Consider the following 25,013-nt stretch of genomic DNA (forward strand, 5'->3'; position numbering starts at 1 on the left):
GCGCCCTGGAGCACACTGACATGGACGTTCGCAGCCCCATCTTCCAGAACATCGCCCTGATCGTTGCCGGCGTGATGTTCCTCAACCCCATCGTCGCTTCGGCAGCGCAACTGACCGTGGATGCCCAGGCGGGCGGCAATACCACCCTTGGCCAAGCCGGCAATGGTGTGCCGATCGTCAATATCGCCACGCCAAATGGCAGTGGTCTGTCGCACAACAAATTCACCGACTATAACGTCGGCCAGCAGGGCCTGATCCTCAACAACGGCGCCCAGGCGTTCGTGCCCAGCCAACTGGGCGGCTACATCACCGGCAACCAGAATCTCAAAAACGGTGCCGCTAATGTCATCCTCAACGAGGTCACCGGCAGCAACCGCAGTCAGCTCAAGGGCTATACGGAAGTGGCCGGGCAGCCTGCGCACGTCATAGTCGCCAACCCCCATGGCATCACCTGCGATGGCTGCGGTTTCATCAACACCCCGCGCGCGACCTTGACCACCGGTACACCGGTGATCGAGAACGGCCGACTGGGTGGCTTCAACGTCGACGGCGGTGATATCGCCATCGAAGGCGCCGGCCTCAACGCAAGCAACGTCGACCAGTTCGACCTGATCACCCGTAGCGCCAAGCTCAACGCCGAGATCCACGCCAAACGCCTGAACGTCATCACTGGCCGCAACGACGTGGATGCCGCCACTCTGCAGGCCACCGCCAAGGCCGACGACAGCAGCGATAAACCACAGCTGGCCATCGACAGCTCGGCCCTGGGCGGTATGTACGCCGGGGCGATTCGCCTGGTGGGTACCGAGGCTGGTGTGGGCGTGAAACTGGCCGGCGATATGGCCGCCAGTGCCGGTGATATTCAGATCGATGCCAACGGCAAGCTGACCCTTGGACAAACCTCCGCTAGCGGAAATCTTGCTATCGCAGCACAGGAGGTGGCGTTAAATGGCAAAACATACGCAGCAGGCAAAGTCGGTGTAGGTGCACAAGGCGAACTCAAGGTTCAGCAGAGCCTGGCTTCAGGCGGCGAGATGACCCTCGAGGGAGCGCAGATCTTCAACCTGGGGGTAATCGAAGCAGGTGTCGGCCCGGACAACAACCGAACCGCAGCCGACCTGAAAATTAGCGGCCAGGATGTGCGAAATTCCGGCACGTTGCTTGGAAACGGCCAACTGCACATCGAGGCTGTTCAGCGGCTAGATAACCAGGGAGGAACGCTTAGCGGCAATACGCTGACCCGAATTGAGACCGGGCACTTGCACAACCGACAGGGGCGTGTCCTAGGCCAGGCCAAGTTAGGCGTGGCCACTGGCAGTGTCGATAACCGCGAAGGGCAGGTTTCAGCCCGGCAGCTGGACATCAGCGTACGGAATGAGGGCGCACTAGATAATCGCCAAGGCAATATTTTCGCTGAAGAACGTCTTAATGTCGTCACCGGCAGCCTGAACAACAGTGACAAAGGCTCAGTGGCGAGTAAGGGGACACTGGACATTACGCTTAGCGGTCACCTGGATAACCATGCTCAAGGAACTCTAGCCAGCCAAGGTGCGCAGTCTATCCGTGCGTCCTCTGTCGACAACAGCAGCGACGGATTGATATCCAGCCGCTCCAGCCTAAGCGTGAGCGATGCAGCCATCGACAACCAGAATGGTCGGATTCTTGCTGATGATGCGATCAGTCTTAAGCAGGGCAACCTTAGTAACCAGGGAGGTGTGCTCAGTGGTAAGACACGTATCGACCTTGATCTTGCCCACCTGGACAATCGTAACCAAGGCCGCGTGAGTGCGAAGGGTGATCTAGAGGCTAGGGTCGGCCATCTTGAACAGAGGGGCGGCGGCGAACTGCTCAGCCAGGGAAATCTGAGCCTTGACGCGACCAAGATCGACAACCGAGAGGGCGGTTTGATTGGTGCGGTCGAGGGCTTACAGATCAGCGCTCGCGAGGCATTGCTCAACGCCGCAGGTGAAATCTCCACGCCGGGCAAAGCCCTCATCCGAGTGCAATCTGACGATAGCCAATCTACCGCAGTGCTGAACAACAGTGATGCTGGGTTGATCGTTGGTGATCAAAGCCTGGAGTTATATGCCCAGAGGTTACTAAACAATGCCAAGGGTGTGCTTTCAGGCCGCGATGGTCTGACTCTAAGTAGCGGCAGCCTGGACAATAGTGCCGGTGGTACCCTGACTAGTCGTAATGCGGTCGATGTGAAAGTCGATGGGATTTTGGCTAACCATGATCAAGGCAAGATTCTAAGTGGCGCTAAGTTGCACCTTGAGGCTGGTAGCATCGACAACGGAGCGGGTGGCCTACTTTCCAGCGCCTCCTCACTTAATGTAAAGGTTGGAGACCTGAATAACCAAGGCGGCACGGTTGTAAGCGATCGCCAACTGACCATCCAAAGCAGCAGTTTGGATAACGGCAATGCTGGCGCGATAAGTAGCGGTCAAGCACTGGATATTAAAACCGGGCAGATTGATAACAATAACCAAGGGCTCATCACTGCAACAGACAGTGTTACGGTGAGTGCCAGCCAGTTGAACAACCAGGATCATGGTGTTATCGCATCCAAGGGAGTCGTTGAGGTAACAGCCAGCGCTTTAAATCAACATGGTGGCGGCCAACTGATCAGCGAAACTGCGCTGACCCTCGACTTGCAAGGTGGCGATCTCGACAACAGCAGCAAAGGGCTGATCACCACACCAGGTGCATTGCTGTTGAGAAACCTCGGTAAGGTCAACAACAACGCTGGTGGTGAAATCTCCAGTAATCAAGGATTCCGACTCCAGGCCCGGGAACTCGAGAACCGAGGCGGCAGTGTTATCAGTGCTCAAGATTTGCAATTGCAGATTAGTCAGGCGCTGATAAACAGCCTCAAGGGTGTGCTTTCGGCCAACCATTTGAAAGTTACAGCTGGCAGGCTGGACAACTCATCTGCCGGCGTATTGGCTAGCAAAAGTGACATACAGCTAATGCTCACTGGCGCGCTGTTGAATAGCGATCATGGCCTCATTTCTGCAACTCATGATTTGAGTATTGAGAGCAGTTCGCTGGACAACAGCAACGAGGGTGTTCTGGTAAGTGATGGGGCCATGGAGGTGGTCACCGGAACGCTGAACAACCAGGCTGGCCGTCTGCTTAGCCATTCAGTGCTGGATATCAATTCCGGGAATCTCGACAACCGTGGTGGAGTTTTAAGCAGCCGAGAGGCCTTCACACTCAATGCTGGCTCTGTAGATAACCGTGACAACGGTTTAATCACGAGCGCCGACGCCCTTAATCTCACGGCTACTCGCCTAGATTCCAGTCGGCATCTTGGCAGCCGCGGTGGCGAACTGTCCGCTAAGAAAGACATGCAACTGACGGTGACTGAACTGATTCAGCGACAAGGTCGCCTGATCGGTGAAGCGGGTGTGAACATCGACCTTAACGGCGGCGACCTGGACAACCGCGGTGGCTTGCTCACTGCCAACGGGCCACTAGGCCTGCAGGCACTGGGCAAGCTGGACAACCGCGATGGTGGGGAGATTTCCAGCAAGCTGGGTTACCTGCTGCGCGCTAGTACCCTCGACAACGGCGAGCAGGGTCGCATCATCAGCGCCGGTCAGCTTGACCTCGACGTTGGCAATGGAACTCTGCGCAACGCCTCAGGCGGACTGATCTCCGGTTGGCAAGGTGTGCAGATCGCCGCAGGCAACTTGGACAACAACGTGGGCGGCACCGTGTCCAGTCGCGAGGGAGCACTGAGCGTAAAACTCGCTGGCGGCCAGCGCATACTGAACAACAGCGATGAAGGTGCCCTAGTCAGCAAGGGCGTGCTCGAAGTCGAAGCCGCCAGTCTCAACAATAGCACCAAGGGTATCGTCTCCAGTGGCGGTGACCTCGACCTTCGCCTGACCGGCACCCTCGACAACAGCGACGACGGTCAGATCGACACCCAGGGCGCCCTGACGGTTAATGCCGATACGGTGAACAACAACGCCGGAAAGATCGGCAGTAGCAAAGCCGCTAGCCTGAATGCGGCCACACTAGACAACCGTGCCGGACAGCTCGCTAGCAACGCGGCGCTCGGCATCGCACTCAGCGGCAATCTGCTCAATGACCAGCTGGGTAAACTGGCTAGCGTCGGCCCTTTGGTGCTTAAAGCAAATGCCATCGACAACCAGAACGGCAGCCTGATTAGCCAGAGCCTTCTCGACTTAACTGCCATCACCCTGAACAACGCTAACGGCGGCATCATTGCTGCGCAAACTGGCTTGAACTTGCTGCTGACCGGCGGCCTAAACAATGCCAGCAGCGGCATGATCCATAGCCAGCAGGGCTCCATCGGCATCCGCGCGCAACGGATCGATAACACCGCTGGCATCTTGAGCAGCCAGGGAGATCTACTCCTTGCTCTGGATGGCCAGTTGGATAATCAGAAAGGTCAGATCCAGAGCCGTGACGGCAATCTAGACGTGCAACGCGTCACGAGTGTCGATAACCGTGACGGTGTGCTCAGCAGTCTCAGCGGCTGGCTCAAACTGATCAGTGCAGGGCTTTTCGACAACGACGGCGGTACCACACAGGCACAGACGCTCGGCGTCAGTGCCCAGGGGGTGAACAACCGTGGTGGGCATATCTCGGCCTCGACCGGCAGCACCTCGATTGATCTGGGCGACGCCACTTTCAACAACCAGGGTGGTGGTCTGTATGCCCACCTGTTGCTCGACCTCGTTGCAGGCGACTTCAACAATCAGGGCTCAGCCCCGGGACAGGGTGGCAAGGTCGCGGCCGGGCGGATCGACTTCGGCCTGTCGGGGACTTTGAACAACGCTTACGGCATTGCTGAAAGTACAAGCAGCCTGAGCTTGGTTATCGCTGGTCTCGACAACCGCTTCGGCAGTCTGCGAGCACTGGGCAGCACCGGCGATACCCATATCTCAGCTAATAGCCTGGACAACCGCGATGGTCGCATCGAAACCGCAAATACGGATCTTACGCTCGACGCCGACAGCCTGCAGAACCACGGTGGCAGCATCCTCCATGTGGGCACAGGAAAATTCGGGCTGAGTGCCGCTCAGGTGTTGGGCGCAGGCGGAGATCTGATTACCAACGGTTCGTTGAGATTGACTGCCGATAGTTGGATCAATAGCGGAGTACTGCAAGCTGGTCGATTAGAGCTGAACATCGGCAATTTCACTCAAACTGCCTCTGGCCAGTTGTTAGCCAGTCATTCACTTACCGGCACCGGAGGCACTTGGGTAAACGATGGTTTGCTTGCCAGCGATGGTACTTTCAGCCTCGACCTGACAGGTACCTACAGCGGTGCAGGGCAATTGAACAGCTTAGGTGACTTGAGCTTGAAGGCAGCCGGTATTGATCTGGCGGCAGATGGTCGTATCAGGGGCGGAGCTGTGAGCACCATCGGTAGCACCGGAACGCTGACCAATCGTGGGAGGTTGACCTCGGCAGGTGCTCTGACTGTTAAAGCGAACGTATTAAATAATTACGGCACCTTGGGCGGTGGCGAAACGCTCAAAATCTATTCGCCGACCATAACCAACGAGAATGGCCTTATTTTCAGCTCTGGAAACATGGCGCTCCGGGTGGATGATCTTACTAATAGATATGCAGACATATACGGTCTTGGCGAAATTGACGTTGCCAGTGATGATTATGGAACATGGTCAAGGGAGTTTAGCAACCTATCCGGAAATGTAGAAAGTGGTGGTGATTTAACGATTAAGTCGAGACTTCTTGAAAACAAGAAAGATCAGTTTGAAGTTGTGCACGTTAACAAGTCATCGGCAATAGGAATTCGTTGCTCTTCTTGCTCAAGCTCTCTTGGTGTAGTGGATAGAAATTCACATTTAGTTTGGGTTAGCGAGTTCGAAACTCAGATCCTAGAAGATTCGCCAAGCGCCAATATTGTCTCGGGGCGAGACTTTCAATTGGATGCTCAAGAGTTTTTAAACTCTGCTTCTCAAGTGAGCGCCGGGAGAGATTTCATTGCCCGCGTGGGAAGTTTTGAGAATTCATCTATCGCCACCAATAGCGGAACTAATTATAAATATATAAAGCTGAATCCGTCGATGGACATGTGGCGGCAAATAGTAAGCTATAACTCTTACAATGATGCTAGTTATGCACGTGATTTTCGATTCTGGAATTCTTCAGGAGTTGAGTCGAGGGTTAGGCCTTTTACTCGCGTAACGGGTGGTGAACCAGCTGGTCGAGACAGATATCAGCGTATCGGGACATTTGAGATATTTTTAGGTTCTAACTATGTTAAGCATCCAGATGCAAATGACCTGGTTATGGAAGGGGGTAAGTACTCTTCAGGTATAAGGGTTGATGCGCCAGGTTTTATTAAAAATGCGACTCCGTTTTCTGATTTTACTGTGGGTAGCACTGGCTCTGGAGCAGCTCAGGCGGTGATACAGGCTGGGCGGAATATTAACATTACGGCGTCCGATAAAATTTCAAATGGCGTAGAACAGGCTGGCTCGACGCCTGGGGAGACTGCGCAAAGAGTTGTTGAAACTAGCGTTAGTAAGTCAGCTAGAACTGTTTTTTATCTCAATAAACAGCTTCCTCCTGATCTACAACAAAAACAGGTAAACCCATTATCGCTTCCCGGCTTCGTTTTGCCCCAGGGTAGCAATGGACTATTTCGTCTGAGCGATCAGACAAGTACCTCTTTGAGCTCCAGCACCGTCCAGGGTGTGCCTGCCGGGGCTAGCCAGGCCAGCTATCAAACTTCGCCGAGCTTCAGTGCCGGCAAAGCCTCTCAGGCTCCCGAGACCATCACCGCTAAACCTCTGAATACACAAAACGATCAGGGTGCAGCGGGTTTGCCAGGTATTGATTTATCCGAAGTGGTAGGCGTTCAAAGTTTGCCTGTCGCATCGGCCCCGCCCGTCCGCCATAAGTATCTGATCGAAACCAATCCTGTGCTGACGGACTTCAAACAATTTGTGAGCTCGGATTATCTGTTAGGCAATCTTGGCTATGACCCCGATAATTCGCAAAAGCGTTTGGGCGACGGTTTGTATGAGCAGCGCCTTGTACGCGAAGCCATAGTAGCGCGCACTGGCCAGCGCTATCTGGCAGGGTTGACCAGCGATGAGGCGATGTTCCGTTATCTAATGGATAACGCTGTTGCGAGCAAGGATCGACTGAACCTAAGCCTGGGAGTGACCTTGAGCGCTGAGCAAGTGGCGGCGCTAACTCATGACATCGTTTGGCTGGAAGAGCACGAAGTCGCGGGTGAGAAGGTACTAGTGCCGGTACTTTACCTGGCTCAGGCGGAGGGTCGTCTGGCGGCCAATGGAGCGCTGATTCAAGGTAGCGAGGTTAAGCTGATCAGCGGCGGTGAGCTGCTCAACCAGGGCACTCTGCGTGCGAGCGAAAACCTCACGGCCACTGCAGGCAACATCACTAACGCCGGCCTGTTAGAGGCCAGCAACCGTTTGCAGCTATTGGCCACAGAAAGTATCCGAAACGCCATGGGCGGCATCATTGCTGGGCGTGATGTAGGTCTTACCGCACAGGCCGGCGATATCATTAATGACCGCAGCGTGACACGTCATGAAGTCAGTTATGGCGGGCACCGGACTGTTCAGGACTTTGCCGATAACGCTGCGCGAATCGAGGCAGTTAATAATCTTCAGATTGTTGCTGGCCGCGACGTTCGAAATGTTGGTAGTTCCCTGGATAGCCATGGTGATTTGGGGATCGCTGCTGGCCGTGACGTAAACATCACCTCGATAGAGTCCCGTGTCAGCCGGTCGATTGGTAGCCGCTTCCTTGATGAGCGAGTCACTCAGCTCGGGGCGGAGGTTAAGGCTGGGCAGGATCTGGATATCCGCTCCGGGCGTGATCTGGCAGTAGTCGCTAGCCAAGTCAATGCATTGCGCGATCTGGACATGAAGGCTGGTGAGGATCTGTTGATCAGTTCAGCCGCCAATGAAAGCCACTTTCTGTCACGCAGCAAGAAAATCACCCAGAGCCGTGATCAGATCACTCAGCAATCGAGCGATATTCAGGCCGGTCGTAACCTCAGCCTCGAAGCCGGCAATGACCTGACCGTCGCGGCGAGCAATGTGCGTGCTGAAAACGACGTGGATATCGATGCCGGCAACGACGTACAGGTGCTCTCGGCCAAGGATGAAAGTGCCTCCTACTACTTCAAGAAGAAAAAGGCTCCTTCGGACGCAGCAAGACCACGCAGACTGAAAGCTACGACAGCACCAACGTCGCCTCGGTGATCGAGGCGGGCAACGACCTCACCATCAATACCAGCAAGGCTACTAACGGCGCCCTGAATCTTGATGGTGGTCGTGACGTCACCGTCATCGGCAGCCAGCTCACTGCGGGTAACGACCTACTGGTTGGCGGCACAGGCGATGTGGCCGTGCTGTCCGGTGTCGAAGAGCATGGCTCCTACTCGAAGAAAACCAAATCCGGCTTCCTCGGCCTCTCGAAGAGTGGCAGCAGCCAGCTCAAGACCAGTGCCACCCAGGTCGGCAGTGAACTGGAAGCGGGTAACGACGTGGTTATCGCGGCGGGTAACGATATTCGCCTGCGCGCCAGCACCACCGATGCAGGAAACGACGTCGAGCTGCGCGCAGGGCTGGTGAAGGACACGGGTGATATCAACCTGGTAGCGGCCAATGACAAAGCGTATAGCCTACAGCAGGAATATAAGCAGAAAGTTGGCCCTTCCTTGTCTGGCGGAATGTTGTCATTCGCGTCGGCTAAGAAGACAGGGCAGGAAGCGCAGAGTAGTACTAGCGTTGGTAGCCAGGTTAGTGCAGAGCGAGATGCCACCCTTAATGCCGAACGCGACATCAATATTGTTGGCAGTGGTGTCAGCGCCGGGCGGAATGTAGCGCTAGGCGCTGGCCGCGATGTAAATATTGTCGCGAGCTCCAGTGAGAGCGCTCAAAAGGTATGGGAGGAAAGTCAACGCATTGGCATCGCGCTGGGTATGAAGTCTTCATCTCCCTATACATCTGAGGAAGAGCGCATCTATGTCGGCGATGCTTACGAGGCGACCAAGAACATTCTTGGGGTTAATACGCAAAGTGTAGCGCCCTCATTGATTCAATCCGGTCAAGATATGCTTATCGACGCCGGGCGCGATGTCCAAGTCAACGGATCGCAGCTGCTATCAGGTGGTGATGCGAAGATCGAGGCTACTCGTGATATTCGAATCGCTTCTTCAACACAAACGCATGAAATCACCGAGACCGACAAGACTCAAAACTACGGTGGTGGATTACTGAAGAGTCCCGCAAAGGGTCCTGCCGGTGTCGGGGTGATGCACGATGTGGATTATCTGGATGGCTACAATCGTGCAACGCAGCAGATAGAAATCCAAAGCGCTATTTCCGCCGAAGGCGATTTAACTCTCAAGAGCGGCCGTGACACTGAAATAGCTGGTGCCAACCTCGTGGCGGATAGCGTCAAGATCGACGCTGGTCGTGATATTCACATCCACAGTCCTGAGAATAAAGACGTACTGTATCGCGATGTTATGCAGGGAGGCGTAGGCCTTGCTGTTGGCTTACGCCCGCACGAAGAGCGTGCGGACATTACGTCACCCAGTATTCAACCTAGCAGTATCGTCGCTACATCTGGTGATATCACGTTAAGCGCTGGACAGGATGTGAAGGCTCAAGGGGCCGCGTTGCTCGCGGATCGCGATGTGGTTGTTGAGGCCGTACGTGATGCATTGTTGAACGGTGCGTCGGTCTCGTATGAAAACCGTAATGACGTAGTCAGCAACTCCATGGCTTCGGTTGATAGAACCCATACCGATTTCAACTCCACCGCGAGTGCGCCGCTGGAAATCCAGGCTGGTCGAGATATTTCCATAAGTGCCGGCCAGGATGTCATTGCCAAAAATCTCCAAGCTGAAGCCGGCCGCGATATAGACGTAATCGCTGGGCGAGATCTGACTGTTGGTGCTACACATCGTGATCGTAATAACACTACCAATAGCCTAGGGATCAAAGGAGATATATTTGGTCTGGGTGAGATGGCGCGTGCATTTAGCGAAGGTAAATCCGCCAGTGAGATTTTAAGTGCGGCCGCTCAATCGAACCCTCTGCTGAACAACATTAATAACATCGCCAAGACCGATGAAAACGAGGATAAGTGGCAAAACGCCGCCGTGCTGGGCTATCGGTTGTATAGCAACAACCCTTCTGCTGGCAGTGGTGAGTCAACTGGGAGCGATACAGCTGCGACCTATGGCTTTGACCTGAGCAGCGGTATCAATGGCCGACTCGGTTACCAACGCAGCCAGTCAGAATGGAATGAGCAAAGCGGGAGCCAGTTGGCGGCTGGTCGTGACATTTATCTGGAGGCCGGAAGAGACCTCGCTCTTAAAGACGGCACCCAAGTTAGCGCTGTGCGAGAAGCCTATCTCGTTGGTGGTCGCGACATCATCATCCGTTCTGCTGAGCACGCTAGCAAGGAGCGCTCCAGCGGCGGTGGCGTGACTGTCGGTTACAACGGCGGTTTCTATTTCGGTGCTGATGGAAATGCAAGCCGTGGTGACAGTGAGCAATACCAAAATGCGAGCGTAACTGCCGGCCAGGCTCTCGTTACTGATAGTGGACGCGATACCACGATCATCGGAGGCAATTTGCATGGCGGCAACGTGCAAATGTCTGTCGGGCGTAATTTGGATCTGATCAGTGAGCAAGGGGCGATAGATCAAAAAAGCGCCAGCGCCTCTTTCACTGTCGGTAGTCAGTACAGCGCCAATGCAAGCGGAAGTACTCGTGATCGCTTAGCGGTTGATAGGCCCGCCACCATCACAGCCGATGATCGCTTGCATATCGATGTTGCACAAAACACCCACCTCAAGGGCAGTCAGATCGATAGCACGACCGGCAATCTGGTGCTCGTTACGGAAACGCTAACACATGAAGACCTGAAAAACAGTGACAAGGCAGGCCAGGGTAGCTTCAGCTATAGCGGCTCTAGCGACGGCGATACTTGGGGCAACAAGGGTAAAGCCCAAGAGGGTACCGGCTTCAACGCAGGCGTTCCTATTGCCAAATTCGAAGGGGGCGATACCAAGGCAGCAATAGGCGAAGGAGCTATTCGTAATCATGAAGGCGAAGAGCTGCAAACTGACATCAGTCGTGACGTTGCAGGAGCGCATGAAGAGACTGATAGCGCAGCAATCAGTCAATACAGCGCGAAAAGCGAACTGTTAGGGATCGCAGCGCAGAAAGGGTTTGAAGCTGTTGGTGATTATGCATCTAAGAAATTAGGTGAGGCGCGTAAGCAAGAAACCTATTCAGACCTCTTGACGCTACGTGCCGAGAAAGCCCGCTCTGAAGGAGATGTTGCCACTGCAGAGCGCTACGAAGCTGAGGCACGTGAGCTCAAAGAAGCAGCTTCCTCAGTAAGAGACCTTTGGGCGGATGGAGGAACAGCGAAGGTCGCCTTACACGCTTTGGTCGGTGGGGTAATTACAAATCTAGCTGGCGGTAGTGTCACAACTGGCGCGTTAGGCGCAGGAGCTGCCGAAGCGTCCCACCAGTACCTCAAAGATCTACCAAGAGATGCTCAAGTTATTGGCAGTACCGTTATAGGTGCCGTAGCTGCTGCTGCAGCTGGTGGCAGCGCTACATCTGGAGGCGCTGTCGCGACAGAAGGAACAGTTCACAACTACTTGGCGCATTGGCAAGAACGGGAGCGCGAGAAGCAACTAGAGAGCTGCGTTGACGCTTGGTGCCGGCTAAAAATTTCGACCTACTGGGAGTTAGTTAGTGCTCAGCAAGACCTGGGAGTTGGCATCGGTGTTGGAGCGGGGATTGGAGTAGTCGCATGGGACACCGTTGAAGGGATTGTACAGGTCGCAACGCATTTTAAAGAAACTGTGGATGGATTGAATGCGATCCTCAACGATCCAGACGTACGGGCTTCCGTCAAAGCGGAAATCCTAGCGGGCTATGAAGAGCGCTTGAACCGCTTAGGACAAGCCAGAGAGGATGCCAACTGGGATGGTGCAATTACGAATGGCGTCGAAGGCGGGCGTTTAGCTGCTGATATAGTTGGTGCTGTAACTGCCGTTCAGGGGGCTGCAAAGCTTATAGGGAAGCTTCCTGCAGCCACACGCGGCACGTTGGCACTACTAAGCCCTACACAGGAAAGTGGCCAGTGGTTTAAAATTGCTACCACTGAAGATATAGCTTTAGTTAGAAATAAGTATGGGGTACCTGAAGGTGATACAATTGCTGTTGCGCGCACTGATATCCCAGGTCTCGATAATGACTTATTTGAGGGGCTTTCCCCAAGATTAAGGAAGCAGGCTAGCTTGCCTAGTTTAGATGAACTTTATGGAGCTGACAGAGCCGTTAAGTCCCCTTATAACAACCCTCTTTTTACGAGACATGCGGAAGAAGACATTTTAAACAATATGGCTCATAAGATTGACTTGACAGCACTGAATAGTGAACAGCTTGCAGGGAAGGTTATAGACCTGAAGATATCTAACATGTCTGGTGTTTGTAATAAGTGCAGTGCAGGATTAGGCGGTACCAGTGAGGTTTCTGGTGTTTTAAAGCAGTTTAGCGAGCGTTATCCTTCAGTCATTGTTCGAGTCACCGCGGATGGTTCGAAAGCAATGCCTAACAAACTTACAGTGCTTGTGCAGGGTGGAAAAATTGTTAACTGATAAAGATAATAGCGAATTATTGCGTCAGCCATGGGCTAGGAAAGCATCTGTTTTGCTTTTGGCAGCGGAGAGAATTTTAAATAATTTAAGCGCCGCACCCGAGACTTATAATGTATGCCAGACGGCAATAAACAAGTGCTGGCTGTGGCTGTCTGATCGGCTGGTGGTTTCAGCTCGTGATCTTTCATATTATATTGATGATGAAGATCTCCAAGGAGGTTGCTTAAATGAAAAAAAATTTACCGATGGAGGTGTAGAGCAAAATACCTTGATATTTACACTCATGGTTGTCGGTTTTTTTGCTAATAGATCTTATGTTGTTTCGGGCATTCCAGAAGAGATGTCAGAGCCTGTGTGCGAGGCTGATGATAACTTACTATCTTTCTTTTTTGATTTCTCTAACAGCCTCGGTGTTGAAGATTTCTTGAAATCTCACCTAATCGGAATTGATGTAAATAGTTAAACACCTTATCCTAGCGATTTTTTTAAAAGGAAAAGAGGAGAAGGGGGACAGATTTATTAGTCAAAAATAAATCCGCCCCTTTCTTGTCCCTTTCTTATTTTCGCGTGAATACAAGCAATACTTTAGTAGCTAAGCCACGGTGGTAACCAACATCAAACCATCTCGGGTTTCCCAATCTCCATACAGATCAGTAACAACTCGCACCAGCTAGCCGTTGCGAATCACCGCAACTCGAACGGATCAGCATCCTGATGAGCTGGAAAACGCTCGCGATAGGCAGTCAATGCAGCGCCATCGAGGCTCTGATGGAACACGCCGGCCTTGTCGTGTGCATCGAGCAGGCTGTCGCCCTGGAAGTCCAGCACCTGGGAGTCGCCGCTGTAGGGGTGATTCTTGCCGTCCACACCGATGCGGTTCACCGCTGCCACGTAGCACAGGTTCTCGATCGCCCGGGCCGGCAGTAGCCGGTTCCAGTGCAGACGCCGCGCCGCGGGCCAGTTGGCGGTGTAGAGCAGCAGGTCGGTGCCCTGAGGATCACGGCTCCAGACCGGGAAGCGCAGGTCGTAGCAGATCAGTGGCCGCACTCGCCAGCCCTTGACCTCGAATACCTCCTGCCGGTCACCGGCCGCGTAGTGCTCGTGCTCCCCGGCCATGCGAAACAGGTGGCGCTTGTCGTAATGCGCCAGCGAACCATCGGGTCGCGCCCACAGCAGGCGGTTGCGATAACTGCCGTCGGCGGCCTGGATGATCAGGCTGCCAGTGATCACTGCGCCGACCCGCTGTGCCTGCGCGCTGAGCCAGCGGCTGGTGGGGCCGCCTTCCGGTTCGGCCAGCTCGGCCGACTGCATGGAAAAGCCGGTGCTGAACATCTCCGGCAGTACGACCAGATCGGCGCCAGCAGCCTGTTGCAGTTGCGCTTCGAAATGCCCGCGATTGGCCTCGGGATCGTGCCAGGCGAGGTCGCTCTGGATCAGCGCCAGTTGCAGATTGGTTGTTTCGCTCATCAATGCCTCTCTTGCTGGATGCGGTTCCGTGCGATGTGAATAAAGCTGCGTTGTCCAGTTGTAGGAGCTGCGACCCCGCAGCGATTATCGTCACGCCCGCGATTCTGCGTGATGGCCACCACCATCGCGCCGGGGGCGGCGCTCCTACAGTTCGCTTCCCCGCGGCGCAATTATATCTGCCGTAGTTTTTCCGCCGCCTGGCGCAGGGTCTCTTCACGCTTGGCGAAACAGAAGCGCACAAGACGCTGCGCCGGATCTGGCGTCTGGCAGAACACCGACACGGGAATCGCCGCCACGCCGTGCTCACGGGTCAGCCATTGGGCCATGGCCACGTCGTCCAGATCAGGGCGGATCACCGAATAGTCGGCCAGTTGGAAATAGGTGCCCGGCGTGCGGCTGAAGGTGAAGCGCGAGTCCCCCAGCAGGTCGCAGAACAGATCGCGCTTGGCCTGGTAGAAGCCGGGGAGTTCGTCCACGTGCTCGGGGCAGGCGGCCATGAAGTCCGCCAGCGCCCACTGCAGCGGGGTCACGCCGCAGAAACTGACGTATTGATGAACCTTGCGCAGCTCGGCGCTCAGCGCGGGTGGCGCCACCACATAACCGGTCTTCCAGCCGGTGACGTGATAGGTCTTGCCGAAGGAGCTGACCACGAAGGCGCGGGCATAGAGTTCGTCATGGCTCAGCACACTGGCGTGCTGGCGACCATCGAACACCAGGTGCTCGTAGACTTCGTCGCTGATCAGATAGATGTCACGGTCGCGGATCAACGCGGCCAGGCGATCCAGTTCTTCGCGGCTGATCAGCACACCGCTGGGGTTGTGCGGTGTATTGAGGATGATCAGCCGGGTACGCGGGCTCAGCGCCGCTTCCAGCCGTTGCCAGTCGATGGCGAAATCGCCGCTGGCCAACGGGACATGCACGCAGCGGCCCCCAGCCAGGGTGACGCCCGGGTCGTAACTGTCGTAGCTCGGGTCGAAGACGATCACTTCGTCGCCGGGGTGAATCAGCGCCTGGATCGCGCAGAAGATCGCCTGGGTCGCGCCGGGCGTGACGGTCACCTCACTGTCCACACCGACCTGGCGGCCATACAGGCGCGCGATCTTCAGGGAGATCTGCTCGCGCAGCGCCGGCAGGCCGGTCATCGGCGCGTACTGATTGTGCCCGGCAGCGATATGCCGGTTGACGGCCTCGCGCAGTGCCTCGGGGCCATCGTAATCGGGAAAGCCCTGGGACAGGTTGATGGCGCCGGTCTGGGCGGCGAGCTGGGACATGGTGGTGAAGATGGTGGTGCCGATCGACGGCAATTTGCTGGTGAACATCGCAGCGTCCTGGGCAATTAGGGCAGACGCCGAGGATAGCCGATGGCGTGAAGCCCACGCACCCGGTAATAATCGCAGGCCAACCGATGAGAAGCCCATGAACGTCGAAGACCTGCGCCTGTTCGTCACTACCCTCGACACCGGCAGTTTCACCGCAGCCGCCGATGCCCTCGGCGTCACCAAACAGTACGTCAGTCGGCGTGTCGCCGCGCTCGAGGCACTGCTCGGCGTGCGCCTGCTCAACCGCACCACGCGGCGCCTGCAGGCCACCGAACTGGGCCTGCTGCTGCATGACAAGGCCACCACCATCCTGGCCGACCTGCGCGACGCTCAGGAACTGGTGTCGGCCCAGGGGGCTTCGCTGCGCGGCACCCTGCGGGTCAGTGCGCCGATGACCTTCGCGACCCTGCACCTGAGCCACCTGTTGCCGCTGTTCATGCAGCAGCACCCGCACATCAATCTGGAAATCGACCTCAATGATCGTGCCGTCGACCTGCTCGCCGACGGCTACGACATGTCGATCCGCATCGGCACGCTGGAAGACTCCAGCCTGATCGCCAAGCGCCTGACCGACATGCAGACCATTCTCTGCGCCAGCCCGGCCTATCTTCACGAGCACGGCACGCCGGAAAACCTCGATGATCTGCAGCGGCATGCCTGCTTGCTTTACGGCCATAGCCGGCATGTCGAATGGCGCCTGCGCGATCAGGGCAAGGCCCGCAACCTGACCATGCGTGGTCAGCTGCGCGCCAACAATGGCGAACTGATCCGTGATGCAGCCATCGCCGGCATGGGCGTCGCCTACCTGCCCACCTTCATTGTCGGTCAGGCGCTGGAAAGTGGCGCACTGGTTCCCATACTCGACAAGCACTGGCCAGCTGCGGCGGCGGTCTACGCGGTGTATCCGCAACACCGGCAATCTGCGCGGGCGGTGCAGGTGTTCTCGGATTTCATCAAGGAACAGGTTCAACACATGGGCGATTGAGCCCTGGATAATAGTCAACCCAAAGAAGACAATCATTCCAATTTCAGCCGGTTAATCAATCCACAGATAGTCAGTAGACTTCTCCCATGCCGCCGAATCAGGCAGCGATCATCAACAGGAGGATTCATCATGCTGGCTATCCGTAAATCGACCGATCGTGGCCACGCCAACCATGGCTGGCTCAACTCCTTTCACACCTTCTCTTTCGCCAGTTACAACAACCCGAAAGAAAGGGGCTTCTCCGACCTGCTGGTCATCAACGACGACACCGTGGCTGCCGGCCAGGGCTTCGGCGAGCACCCGCACCGCAACATGGAGATTTTCTCCTACGTGCTGCAAGGCGCCCTGGAGCACAAGGACAGCCTAGGCACCGGCTCGGTGATCCGCCCTGGAGACGTGCAACTGATGAGCGCCGGCACCGGTGTTTCGCACAGCGAGTTCAACCACTCGCCCAGCGACTCGGTGCACTTCCTGCAAATCTGGATAGTGCCGAGCGAGCGTCAGGCCGAGCCACGCTATCAGCAGGAGCACTTCAGCGAAGCGCAGAAACGCGGTCGCCTGCAGTTGATCATTTCGCCGGACGGCGCCGATGGCTCGCTGACCGTGCGGCAGAATGCGCGGGTGTATGCCGGGTTGTTCGACGGCGCCGAGCAGGCTCAGTTGCAGCTCGACGAGAACCGCTACGCCTACGTTCACGTGGCTCGCGGCAACATCGAACTGAACGGCCAGCCGTTGCAGGCCGGCGATGGTGTACGGCTGCGCGATGTGCGTGATCTGCACCTGAGCAACGGCGAACAGGCCGAAGTGCTGGTGTTCGATCTGCGCCCCAACGAACTGCCGTCGCTGTCCTGACAGGCAGTAGCCCGGCGTTGAACGAAGCGATACCCGGGGGGAGTCCCCTGGGTGTCGCTGCCCGCTTTCGTAGCCTGTCGCTGAGCGGAGCGATGCGCGGGGAGCGCTGCTCGGTCTTGCTGGCTTGAGTAGAGCGGATACCGCTTCCTGGGTTTCGCTTCGCTCTACGCCAGGCTACCAATGCCAATCGCGGCTCTTGTCGCTATCCCCTAGGCGCCCCTATACGCCTGCCTTAGAATGAGCCTCCGCCGCTCGCCGGCCATCCGCTCAGTCGAAATCCCATGCGTTGGTTGCTCGCCTTCACCCTGCTCTCTCTGACCTTCGCTGGCCAGGCTGCCACCTCGCCTGCCTCTCCCGCCGCGACCGTCGACAAGATCCTGGTGGAAAAATCCCAGCGCCGGCTGCTCTTGATCAGCCAGGGTGAAACCCTCAAGTCGTATCGCATTTCCCTGGGCAAGCAGCCCGTGGGCGCCAAGCAGCGCGAAGGCGACTTGCGCACACCAGAAGGTTTCTACTGGATCGACTGGCGCCGCAAGAGCGAGAACTACCAGCTGTCCCTGCACATTTCCTACCCCAACGCCCGCGATCAGACCCAGGCGAAAGCCGCCGGAGTAAAGCCGGGCAGCATGATCATGATCCACGGTACGCCAGTGGACGACGAATACCCCGAGTGGTTCTTCCACACCCTGGACTGGACAGAAGGTTGCATCGCCATGAAGAACGCCGATATGCGCGAGGTCTGGGCAATGGTGAAGGACGGCACGCTGATCGAGATTCGCCCCTGAGAACCTATCCAAAGTCTGCTGCGCGTCGGCCCTGCTGCGTAAAAACAGGCTCGGACTGCTCATTTACAACGCGTAAACTCCGCGTCCTCGCCTGTTTTTGCCTTGCATGGCTCTAGCTCGCGAGACTTTGAAAAGGCTCTTAGGCGAGGCGCTTACCAGCGGATGCTGCGCGCCACCTCGGTGCCGCCCGGCGCCAGCCATTGCGCACTGACCAGCACCGGTTGCAGTGCCGCGCCGGGTTCGACTCGCCCCGTCAACCTGGCCTGCCGGGCGAGCAGATCAGCCGCCAGGTCGGCCTGATGCTGACCAGCCAAGCTCAACTGCCCAGCCAACTTCCAGCCGGCGCGGCAATCGAGCGTCACACGCGCTTGTCCCAGGTCCAGCTGCCAGGGCGCCAGCAGCGCTAGACCCTCTCCCTGTAAATTCCCGTTGGCTGACAGGCAGCGTGTTCCACTGCCCTGCAACTCGATGCTGCCCTGCCACTGCCCTGCCAAGCGGTAACCGGTTACGAACGTATGTAGATCGCTGGCGGGTTGCAACGAGGCATGCCAGGCCCAGGGCCAGCCGGACACCTGCAGTTGCCAGCGCTGCCCCTGATATCCAGCACTCGCCTGCGCGCTGAGCCGCCAGGGTTGCCAATTCCAGCGCAACGGGCCGAGATCGCCCAGGCGCTCGGCCTGCCCCTGCCAGATACTGCCGCTGATGCCTGCCAGCGGCACGGACAGCGGCGCCAACAGCCAGCGGGCGGGCAGCTCGACCAGCAGCGTCATGACAAAGACCAGCAACGCCCACAGCCAACGACGCCGCGTCATCGTTGCAACGCCAATTCGAAGTGCAACGCCGACTCGCCACGCTGCAGGCCCCAACGCAGCGGCCGTGCGCCTTCTCGTTCCAGCTGCAGGAGCCAGTCCTGCAGCACGCGCTCATCTTTCAACTGGCCGCGCACCAGCCACTCTTCGCTGCCGGGGTCCAGGGTTTCGATGCTGATTTCACGGGCCTTGGCGGCCTGCTGCAGGTCATCGGCGGTCAACGTCCTCTCGGCACGCAGCGCCAGGGCCGACTGAGCCAGCGTCTGCCACTGGCCGAACGCCTGCCAGTGCTGCCGGCCTTCACGCCAGGCCAGCAGCGCCAGCAACACGGCGACGATCACGACCGCCAGCAACCGCATACCGCGGCGCTCAAGATTCAGATTCATGATGCGGCTCCCAGGTCGAAGGTCAGATTAAGCTCGTCGCTTGCCTCGCTCACCTGCACCGCTACGCCTATGGCGCTGGCCATCGCCTGCCAGGGTGACTCGTCGATGACCTCATGCCCTTGCAGGCGCAGCGTCCAACGCTGACCGTCGAAGTGAGCAGCGCTCAATTGCCAGCTACCGTTGGCGCGCAGCCAGCCATCGAGTTCGGTCTGCAGGTGCTCCAGTTGCCGCAAGCGAAGCTGTCGTTCATCTGCCCCCTGGCGTTGCTGCTTCAACCGTTGCGCCGCGTCACGGGCAGAAGCGACTGGCCCGACCACTTCTTCCACCTGCGTTTGATAGATGCCCTGCTGCCGCCACTGCTGGCTGGACCACAGGCCAACCCAGAGCACGGCCAGGGCCAGACAGGCGGCAGGCAGGCGCCATAGACCAGGGCCCATCTGGCGAACCTGGCGTTTGGCGCGGCGGCGCTCGAACAGAGTCGGCAGGCCATCCAGCGCGGCGAAACGCTCAGGCCAAGTCCCCTCGAGCGCCTGCATCTCGAGTTCTCCCCAAATGCCACTGGGTGCTGCTGCCTGAAGCTCGATGGGCCAGGCCAGCCAGTGCTGACGTGCCTCGGCGCTGCTACCCACGAACAGGCTCAACCGCGCGTCCCGTTGCCAGCACCATCCAGTGCCTGGATACGGCGCCGGCAGCAGTTGGAACTCCGCCCAGCAGCGCTGCACGTCGAGCTGCCACGCAGCACACTGGTCGAGCCAGCCATCCAGCAGCGCCTGGTCGACGCAGACCAGTTGTAGGGAGCCGGGCTCACGGCCCAGGCATCCGCAGGCCGTCGTCTGAGCGTTCTGCAGCAGGCGATCCTCGAGCAACAACGGCCACTCGTGGCGTTTCAGCCCCGGCGGCGCGGGTACCTGAAAATGGCTGCACAGCTCACCCGGCAGCACCAGCGCCACCCGCGCGCCAGCAATTGGGGGCGGCGCGCCAGAACCAGAGGCCTGCACGTGCCCCAGCTCAATCTGCGCCCACTGCCAGGCCTCGCCATGGGTACCTGGGCGCAGTAACAGCCAGGGACGTGCCGCGCGGCGGCGCCAGCGTTCACGCTTCATGAGCGGCCCCAAGGCAAGGCAAACGTACAAACATAGGGTGCTCCATCACGCTGAAAAGTCAGGCGCACGCCCCTGTCCGGGCGCAACCTGTCCGTAGATGGCCAGGCCAGCCAGCGGCTGTCCTGGCGAAAGGTAAAACTCACCGACTCCACCCGATCCAACTGCTCGCGCAGTGTCCAGACCGGTGCGGCCGCGGCGTACAGATCACTGGATGCCTGCAGCAGCAGATGCTGGCTGCGACGGTCGTAAACGAGGCGCTGACGCTGCAGGCGTGCGCCACCTTCTGCGCTTGGCCAGGCGCCCAGCGCCACCCATTGCAGTTGCAGTTCATCCGGCTTCCAGTCCAGCCAGTTCAAGGCGAGCGGCAAGCGCCGCTCATGCAGCTGACGCAGCACGGTGGTATCGAAACGACGCTCCAGCGCCAGACAAAAATCCAGTACCGGCATGCCTGGCGAGCCCTGTGACAAGCGCTCGCGAACGTTGATCCAGCCATTGACCAAGGCAGCCAGAAGCACACCGAGCAAGGCGGTGAGCGCCAGGGCGACCAGCAGCTCCACCAGGGTCAGGCCACGTTGCCACGTCCTCACGGGCGCACCAGAAACAGTTGATACAGCCCCAGCGACTCGCGGCGATCGCCATCAGCGAACAGGCTCAACTCGGCACGCCGCAGATCCCGTACACCGGTGCCCTGCATTTGCAGTTGCCAGTGGCAGTTCCCGTGGCCCTGGACGAGAACCCCGGTGAGGCTGTTCTGCGCAGGCCATAGCTGCTCGACCGCGAAACGTGCCTCCAGCTCACGAGCACACAACGCCCCCAGTTGATGCTGCTGAACGCTCTGCTGCACGGCCAGGCGCTGGCGCAGGACCTGGCTGCTCATGACCGCCAGCGTGGCGGCGATACCCAGGGCGACCGTCACTTCAAGCAGGGTGAAACCCCGTTGGCGCTTCATGGCAGCGACGTCCGCTGCAAGCGACCGGCGCTGTCCCACTGCCACTGTTCACCGCCCTCCGGCCATTGCCAGCGCAGCGCCTGCGGACGACCGACACCGTTTGGCGTGAAGACCAGACGCGGCTCACCAGCAGCCGGCCAGTCAGGTCTCAGCGCCGCCGGCCACTCGCCCAGCGCTACCGGCTCGACCTGCCAACGCAGTAGATCGTTCTCCCGCACCTGGCGCACGAACTCCGGGCGCAGGCCATTCCAGCGCAGGCCATGAATCTGCCCGGCGTGCAGCGCCACTCCCGCCTGGGTGCGGCTGGCGGCGGCAAGGCGTTCCAGCGCCTGCTGCGCCGGCGCCTGGCCGCTGTCGAGCCAGGCCACGCTGAGGCTGGTCAGCAGGCCGGCGATGAACAGCACGACCAACAGCTCCAGCAGGCTGAACCCGCGCTGCGCAGGCGTAGGGTGGATGACGCGCTTTTCATCCAGCATGGCGGCAGTGGAACGGTGGACGGGTGAAGCGTCGTCCACCCTACGTTGGTTGACTACCATCGCGTTCTGGCAAAGGGTCATAAGCCGCAGCTCAAAGATTCCAGTTGCCCAGGTCGCCATCGATGCCTTCGCCGCCATCGACACCATCGGCACCCAACGAATAGATATCGACCCGGCCGTGCTCTCCCGGGCTGCGGTACTGGTAAGCATTGCCCCAGGGTCCTGCGGCAGGCGGCGGATGTAACCGTCGGCGCGCCAGGAGCGCGGCAGCGGTTCGACGGTGGGCTTGGTCACCAATGCCGCAAGCCCCTGCTCGTTGCTGGGGAAGCGCAGGTTGTCGAGGCGGTACATGTCCAGGGCCTGCTCGAAGGTCGACAGGTCGGCCATCACCTTCTGCTTCATGGCCTTGTCCTGGCTGCCCAGAACGCTGGGCGCGACCACGGCGATCAGCAGCCCCATGATGAAGATCACCACCATGATTTCCATCAGGGTGAAGCCCCGTTGAGTGAAACGATTGCTGCGCATGATGGCTCTCCTCATCACAGTGTCAGGCCCTGATTGAGCTGCATGATTGGCAGCAGCACGGCCATTACGATGAACAGCACCACGCCGCCCATCACCAGAATCATCAAGGGTTCGAATAGCGCCATGGCGGTGTCCACCTGGCGGGCGAAGCCACGCTCCTGGTTGTCCGCCACGCGTTCGAGCATGTCCGGCAAGGTGCCGCTGGCTTCGCCACTGGCGACCATGTTCAGCAGCAACGGAGGAAAATGGCCGCTGGCCTCCAGGGCGCGGTGCAGGCTGACGCCGCCCTTCACCTCGCTGCCGACCCGTTCCAGCGCCAAACGGATACGCCGGTTGTTGACCGTGGCGGTCGCCACCTGCAGGGCTTCCAGCAGCGGCACACCACTGCCGGCGAGGATCGCCAGGCTGCGCGACAGCCGCGCGCTCTCCAGCACCTGCAACAGCACGCCGACCTGGGGCAGGCGCAGTAGCAGATCATCGCGGCGCAGGCACCAGTGCGGCTTGCGCAGCAGCAGCCTGCCGACCAACGCTGCCAGCAGTGCCGCGCCCAGCAACCACGGGCCAAGCAGCACCAGCGTATTACTGATGCCGATCAGCAGCGTGGTGATCCACGGCAGGCTCTGCCCGGCATGGGCGAACTGTTCGGTGAGCTTGGGCACCACGAAGGTCATCAGGCCGATCACCACGGCCAGGGAAACGCCCATCAGCACGGCCGGATAGATCAGCGCGGTGCGGGCCTTGTGCTGTTGCCGCTGGACCTGTTCCAGGTGCTCGGCCAGGCGTTCAAGTACCTGGGCCAGGCGACCGGAGCGCTCGCCCGCCTCGACCAGCGCGCAATACAGCGTCGAGAACACCCCGCCCTGACGCGCCAGGCTGCGGGCCAGGCCAACGCCCTCGGCGAGGGAGCCGCGCACCGCCACCAGCAGGCTGCGCAGGGCTGGCTGGACCAGTTGCCGTTCCAGAGTGCCGAGTGCATCGACCAGCGGAATGCCTGCGCCGGTGAGAGTCGCCAGTTGCCGGGTCAGCTCGCACAACTGCGCGCGGCTGACCCGCTGACGACGTGGCTGCCGGCTTTGCGGGTCGTGACGGTGCAGCTCACGGGCGAACAGACCACTCTCGCGTAATAGCTGCCGGGCGTGGCGCTCGCTGTCCGCCTGCAGACTGGCCTTGTGCGGTTTGCCGGCCAGGTCGACGGCGTGATAGCGATAGGTCGGCATACTCAGCCCTGCACCGCGCGCAGCACTTCGGCGAGGCTGGTGTCGCCGCGTGCCAGGCAGTCGCAGGCCATGGCCGACAGGCTCTGCCGTCGATCCTCGAGGTAGGCCTGCATGCTCACCTCGCTGGCGCCGCTGTACAGCAGCGCGATCAGCCCGGCATCCAGTTCGATGAATTCGTAGAGCCCCAGGCGGCCCTGATAGCCGCTACCCTGGCACTGCTCGCAACCGACTGGATGAAAGCTGTGTTCGAGGTCGGCCAGCTCCGGCATCAACTGCCGTTCGGCGTCCTGCAAGGGTCGACGCTCGGCACAGCTGCACAGGCGGCGAACCAGGCGCTGGGCGAGCACGCCACGCAGGCAGGAGGCGATCAGGAAGGGCTCGATGCCCATGTCGCGCAGCCGCGTCACGGCGCCCACTGCGCTGTTGGTATGCAGGGTCGACAACACCAGATGCCCGGTGAGACTGGCCTGCACGGCGATCTGTGCGGTCTCCCGATCACGGATTTCGCCGAGCATGATCACGTCCGGATCCTGGCGCAGGATCGCTCGCAAGCCAGTAGCGAAGGTCAGCCCGGCACGCGGGTTGATGGCGGTCTGGCCGATACCGGTGATGGCGTATTCCACCGGGTCTTCGACGGTGAGGATATTGCGGCTGCCGTCATTCAGGCTGTTGAGGCTGGCGTACAGGGTGGTGGTCTTGCCCGAGCCGGTTGGCCCGGTGCTCAGCACGATGCCGTTGGGGCGGCCCAGACAGGCACGCAGGCCCTGCTCCACCGCAGGCGGCATGCCCAGATTGGGCAACGCCAGCAGGCTGGCCTGCTTGTCCAGCACGCGCATCACCACCCGCTCGCCGTGAATGCCCGGCAGCGTGGAAACCCGTACGTCGACTTCGCGACCAGCAGCCCGCAGGGTGATACGACCGTCTTGGGGCTGGCGTTTTTCGGCGATGTCCAGCCGCGCCATAACCTTGATCCGCGACACCAGCATGGCCGACAACGCCCGTGGCGGGCGCAGGACTTCGCGCAGATGGCCGTCGATGCGCAGGCGCACCACCAGACTCTGCTCGAAGGTTTCGATATGGATATCCGAGGCCTGCAACTGCAGCGCCTGGGCGAACAGGCCGTTGATCAGGCGGATCACCGGCGCCTCGTCATCGCTCTCGAGCAGATCCTCGATGCGCGGCATGTCATTCATCAGGCTGTCGAGATCGACCTGCTCGCCGATGCCCTCGATCAGCGCCGCGTTCGCCCCCTCGCCGGCCTGATACAGCAGGCCGAGACGTTGCTCGAACTCGGCCCGCGGCAAGCGACACACCGATCCGGGCGCGCCTTCGACACGCAGCAACTCCTGCAGTTGATCGCTATCGGCGTCATCGCACAGCCACAGGCTCCAGCCGTCATCAGCCGGCACCCAAGCCACGCCGGTCTGACGAGCCAGGCGATAGGGCAACAGGCTC

The 25,013-nt window shown here is 58.9% G+C and carries 16 protein-coding genes and 1 pseudogene; 6 read left to right on the forward strand and 11 right to left on the reverse strand.

Going from position 1 to position 25,013, the window contains the following annotated elements; genetic code table 11:
- Nucleotides 1–20: 20 nt before the first annotated feature.
- The 3 genes from ACZ0AI_RS10605 to ACZ0AI_RS10615 are packed head-to-tail and all read left to right on the forward strand — an operon-like array spanning nt 21 to nt 13,148.
- A complete protein-coding gene (locus ACZ0AI_RS10605; protein ID WP_463569997.1) occupies nt 21–8,252 on the forward strand; it encodes a two-partner secretion domain-containing protein in 8,232 nt (2,743 codons plus the stop codon).
- On the forward strand, nt 8,249–12,685 hold the full coding sequence (locus ACZ0AI_RS10610; RefSeq protein ID WP_463569999.1) for a hemagglutinin repeat-containing protein: 4,437 nt from the start codon (nt 8,249–8,251) through the stop codon (nt 12,683–12,685). Before ACZ0AI_RS10605 ends, ACZ0AI_RS10610 begins: the two co-directional genes overlap by 4 nt.
- On the forward strand, nt 12,675–13,148 hold the full coding sequence (locus tag ACZ0AI_RS10615) for an Imm6 family immunity protein (protein WP_463566127.1): 474 nt from the start codon (nt 12,675–12,677) through the stop codon (nt 13,146–13,148). Before ACZ0AI_RS10610 ends, ACZ0AI_RS10615 begins: the two co-directional genes overlap by 11 nt.
- 221 nt (nt 13,149–13,369) lie before the next feature.
- Here the strand turns inward: ACZ0AI_RS10615 and ACZ0AI_RS10620 are convergent, their stop codons facing one another.
- Complete coding sequence (locus tag ACZ0AI_RS10620; RefSeq protein ID WP_463565715.1) at nt 13,370–14,152, reverse strand: amidohydrolase; 783 nt, start codon at nt 14,150–14,152, stop codon at nt 13,370–13,372.
- A gap of 170 nt (nt 14,153–14,322) precedes the next feature.
- Nucleotides 14,323–15,471, reverse strand: a complete 1,149-nt coding sequence (locus ACZ0AI_RS10625; RefSeq protein ID WP_463565716.1) for a pyridoxal phosphate-dependent aminotransferase — start codon at nt 15,469–15,471, stop codon at nt 14,323–14,325.
- Between the two features lie 97 nt (nt 15,472–15,568).
- On the opposite strand from ACZ0AI_RS10625, the gene ACZ0AI_RS10630 reads away from it, so the two are divergent.
- The 3 genes from ACZ0AI_RS10630 to ACZ0AI_RS10640 all read left to right on the forward strand — a co-directional run bounded on the left by ACZ0AI_RS10630 (nt 15,569) and on the right by ACZ0AI_RS10640 (nt 18,093).
- Nucleotides 15,569–16,456, forward strand: a complete 888-nt coding sequence (locus ACZ0AI_RS10630) for a LysR family transcriptional regulator (protein ID WP_463565717.1) — start codon at nt 15,569–15,571, stop codon at nt 16,454–16,456.
- A 129-nt stretch (nt 16,457–16,585) separates the two neighbouring features.
- Nucleotides 16,586–17,308 (forward strand): pirin family protein, encoded by a 723-nt coding sequence (locus ACZ0AI_RS10635; RefSeq protein ID WP_463565718.1) that lies wholly within the window; start codon nt 16,586–16,588, stop codon nt 17,306–17,308.
- A 281-nt stretch (nt 17,309–17,589) separates the two neighbouring features.
- Entirely contained in the window at nt 17,590–18,093 is a 504-nt protein-coding gene (locus ACZ0AI_RS10640) for a L,D-transpeptidase family protein (protein WP_463565719.1), read from the forward strand.
- A gap of 152 nt (nt 18,094–18,245) precedes the next feature.
- Here ACZ0AI_RS10640 and ACZ0AI_RS10645 read toward each other — a convergent pair whose 3' ends face one another.
- The 9 genes and pseudogenes from ACZ0AI_RS10645 to ACZ0AI_RS10685 form a co-directional block, all read right to left on the reverse strand.
- Nucleotides 18,246–18,905, reverse strand: coding sequence for a hypothetical protein (locus ACZ0AI_RS10645; RefSeq protein ID WP_463565720.1), 660 nt, complete (start codon nt 18,903–18,905; stop codon nt 18,246–18,248).
- Nucleotides 18,902–19,288, reverse strand: coding sequence for a type II secretion system protein GspM (gene gspM / locus ACZ0AI_RS10650; RefSeq protein WP_463565721.1), 387 nt, complete (start codon nt 19,286–19,288; stop codon nt 18,902–18,904). Before gspM ends, ACZ0AI_RS10645 begins: the two co-directional genes overlap by 4 nt.
- Entirely contained in the window at nt 19,285–20,391 is a 1,107-nt protein-coding gene (locus tag ACZ0AI_RS10655) for a type II secretion system protein GspL (RefSeq protein WP_463565722.1), read from the reverse strand. Before ACZ0AI_RS10655 ends, gspM begins: the two co-directional genes overlap by 4 nt.
- A complete protein-coding gene (locus ACZ0AI_RS10660) occupies nt 20,388–20,978 on the reverse strand; it encodes a prepilin-type N-terminal cleavage/methylation domain-containing protein (RefSeq protein ID WP_225839319.1) in 591 nt (196 codons plus the stop codon). Before ACZ0AI_RS10660 ends, ACZ0AI_RS10655 begins: the two co-directional genes overlap by 4 nt.
- On the reverse strand, nt 20,975–21,340 hold the full coding sequence (locus ACZ0AI_RS10665) for a type II secretion system protein (RefSeq protein WP_463565723.1): 366 nt from the start codon (nt 21,338–21,340) through the stop codon (nt 20,975–20,977). The genes ACZ0AI_RS10660 and ACZ0AI_RS10665 overlap by 4 nt, the downstream gene beginning before the upstream one ends.
- On the reverse strand, nt 21,337–21,816 hold the full coding sequence (gene gspH, locus ACZ0AI_RS10670; protein ID WP_463566093.1) for a type II secretion system minor pseudopilin GspH: 480 nt from the start codon (nt 21,814–21,816) through the stop codon (nt 21,337–21,339). Before gspH ends, ACZ0AI_RS10665 begins: the two co-directional genes overlap by 4 nt.
- Before the next feature lie 91 nt (nt 21,817–21,907).
- Nucleotides 21,908–22,341: pseudogene (gspG, locus tag ACZ0AI_RS10675) on the reverse strand (type II secretion system major pseudopilin GspG).
- A gap of 14 nt (nt 22,342–22,355) precedes the next feature.
- Entirely contained in the window at nt 22,356–23,558 is a 1,203-nt protein-coding gene (gene gspF / locus ACZ0AI_RS10680; protein WP_463565724.1) for a type II secretion system inner membrane protein GspF, read from the reverse strand.
- A 2-nt stretch (nt 23,559–23,560) separates the two neighbouring features.
- Entirely contained in the window at nt 23,561–25,009 is a 1,449-nt protein-coding gene (locus ACZ0AI_RS10685) for a GspE/PulE family protein (RefSeq protein ID WP_463566094.1), read from the reverse strand.
- Between the last annotated feature and the right edge of the window lie 4 nt (nt 25,010–25,013).

It is taken from the genome of Pseudomonas sp. AC355, assembly GCF_979258205.1.

What these genes read in the sequence shown, in the direction of transcription:
- ACZ0AI_RS10625 (WP_463565716.1), bottom strand. Translation starts at nt 15,471, where the DNA reads ATGTTCACCAGCAAATTGCCGTCGATCGGCACCACCATCTTCACCACC.
- ACZ0AI_RS10655 (WP_463565722.1), bottom strand. Translation starts at nt 20,391, where the DNA reads ATGAAGCGTGAACGCTGGCGCCGCCGCGCGGCACGTCCCTGGCTGTTA.
- ACZ0AI_RS10645 (WP_463565720.1), bottom strand. Translation starts at nt 18,905, where the DNA reads ATGACGCGGCGTCGTTGGCTGTGGGCGTTGCTGGTCTTTGTCATGACG.
- ACZ0AI_RS10620 (WP_463565715.1), bottom strand. Translation starts at nt 14,152, where the DNA reads ATGAGCGAAACAACCAATCTGCAACTGGCGCTGATCCAGAGCGACCTC.
- ACZ0AI_RS10665 (WP_463565723.1), bottom strand. Translation starts at nt 21,340, where the DNA reads ATGAAGCGCCAACGGGGTTTCACCCTGCTTGAAGTGACGGTCGCCCTG.
- gspM (WP_463565721.1), bottom strand. Translation starts at nt 19,288, where the DNA reads ATGAATCTGAATCTTGAGCGCCGCGGTATGCGGTTGCTGGCGGTCGTG.
- gspH (WP_463566093.1), bottom strand. Translation starts at nt 21,816, where the DNA reads ATGCTGGATGAAAAGCGCGTCATCCACCCTACGCCTGCGCAGCGCGGG.
- ACZ0AI_RS10640 (WP_463565719.1), top strand. Translation starts at nt 17,590, where the DNA reads ATGCGTTGGTTGCTCGCCTTCACCCTGCTCTCTCTGACCTTCGCTGGC.
- ACZ0AI_RS10630 (WP_463565717.1), top strand. Translation starts at nt 15,569, where the DNA reads ATGAACGTCGAAGACCTGCGCCTGTTCGTCACTACCCTCGACACCGGC.
- ACZ0AI_RS10635 (WP_463565718.1), top strand. Translation starts at nt 16,586, where the DNA reads ATGCTGGCTATCCGTAAATCGACCGATCGTGGCCACGCCAACCATGGC.
- ACZ0AI_RS10605 (WP_463569997.1), top strand. Translation starts at nt 21, where the DNA reads ATGGACGTTCGCAGCCCCATCTTCCAGAACATCGCCCTGATCGTTGCC.
- gspF (WP_463565724.1), bottom strand. Translation starts at nt 23,558, where the DNA reads ATGCCGACCTATCGCTATCACGCCGTCGACCTGGCCGGCAAACCGCAC.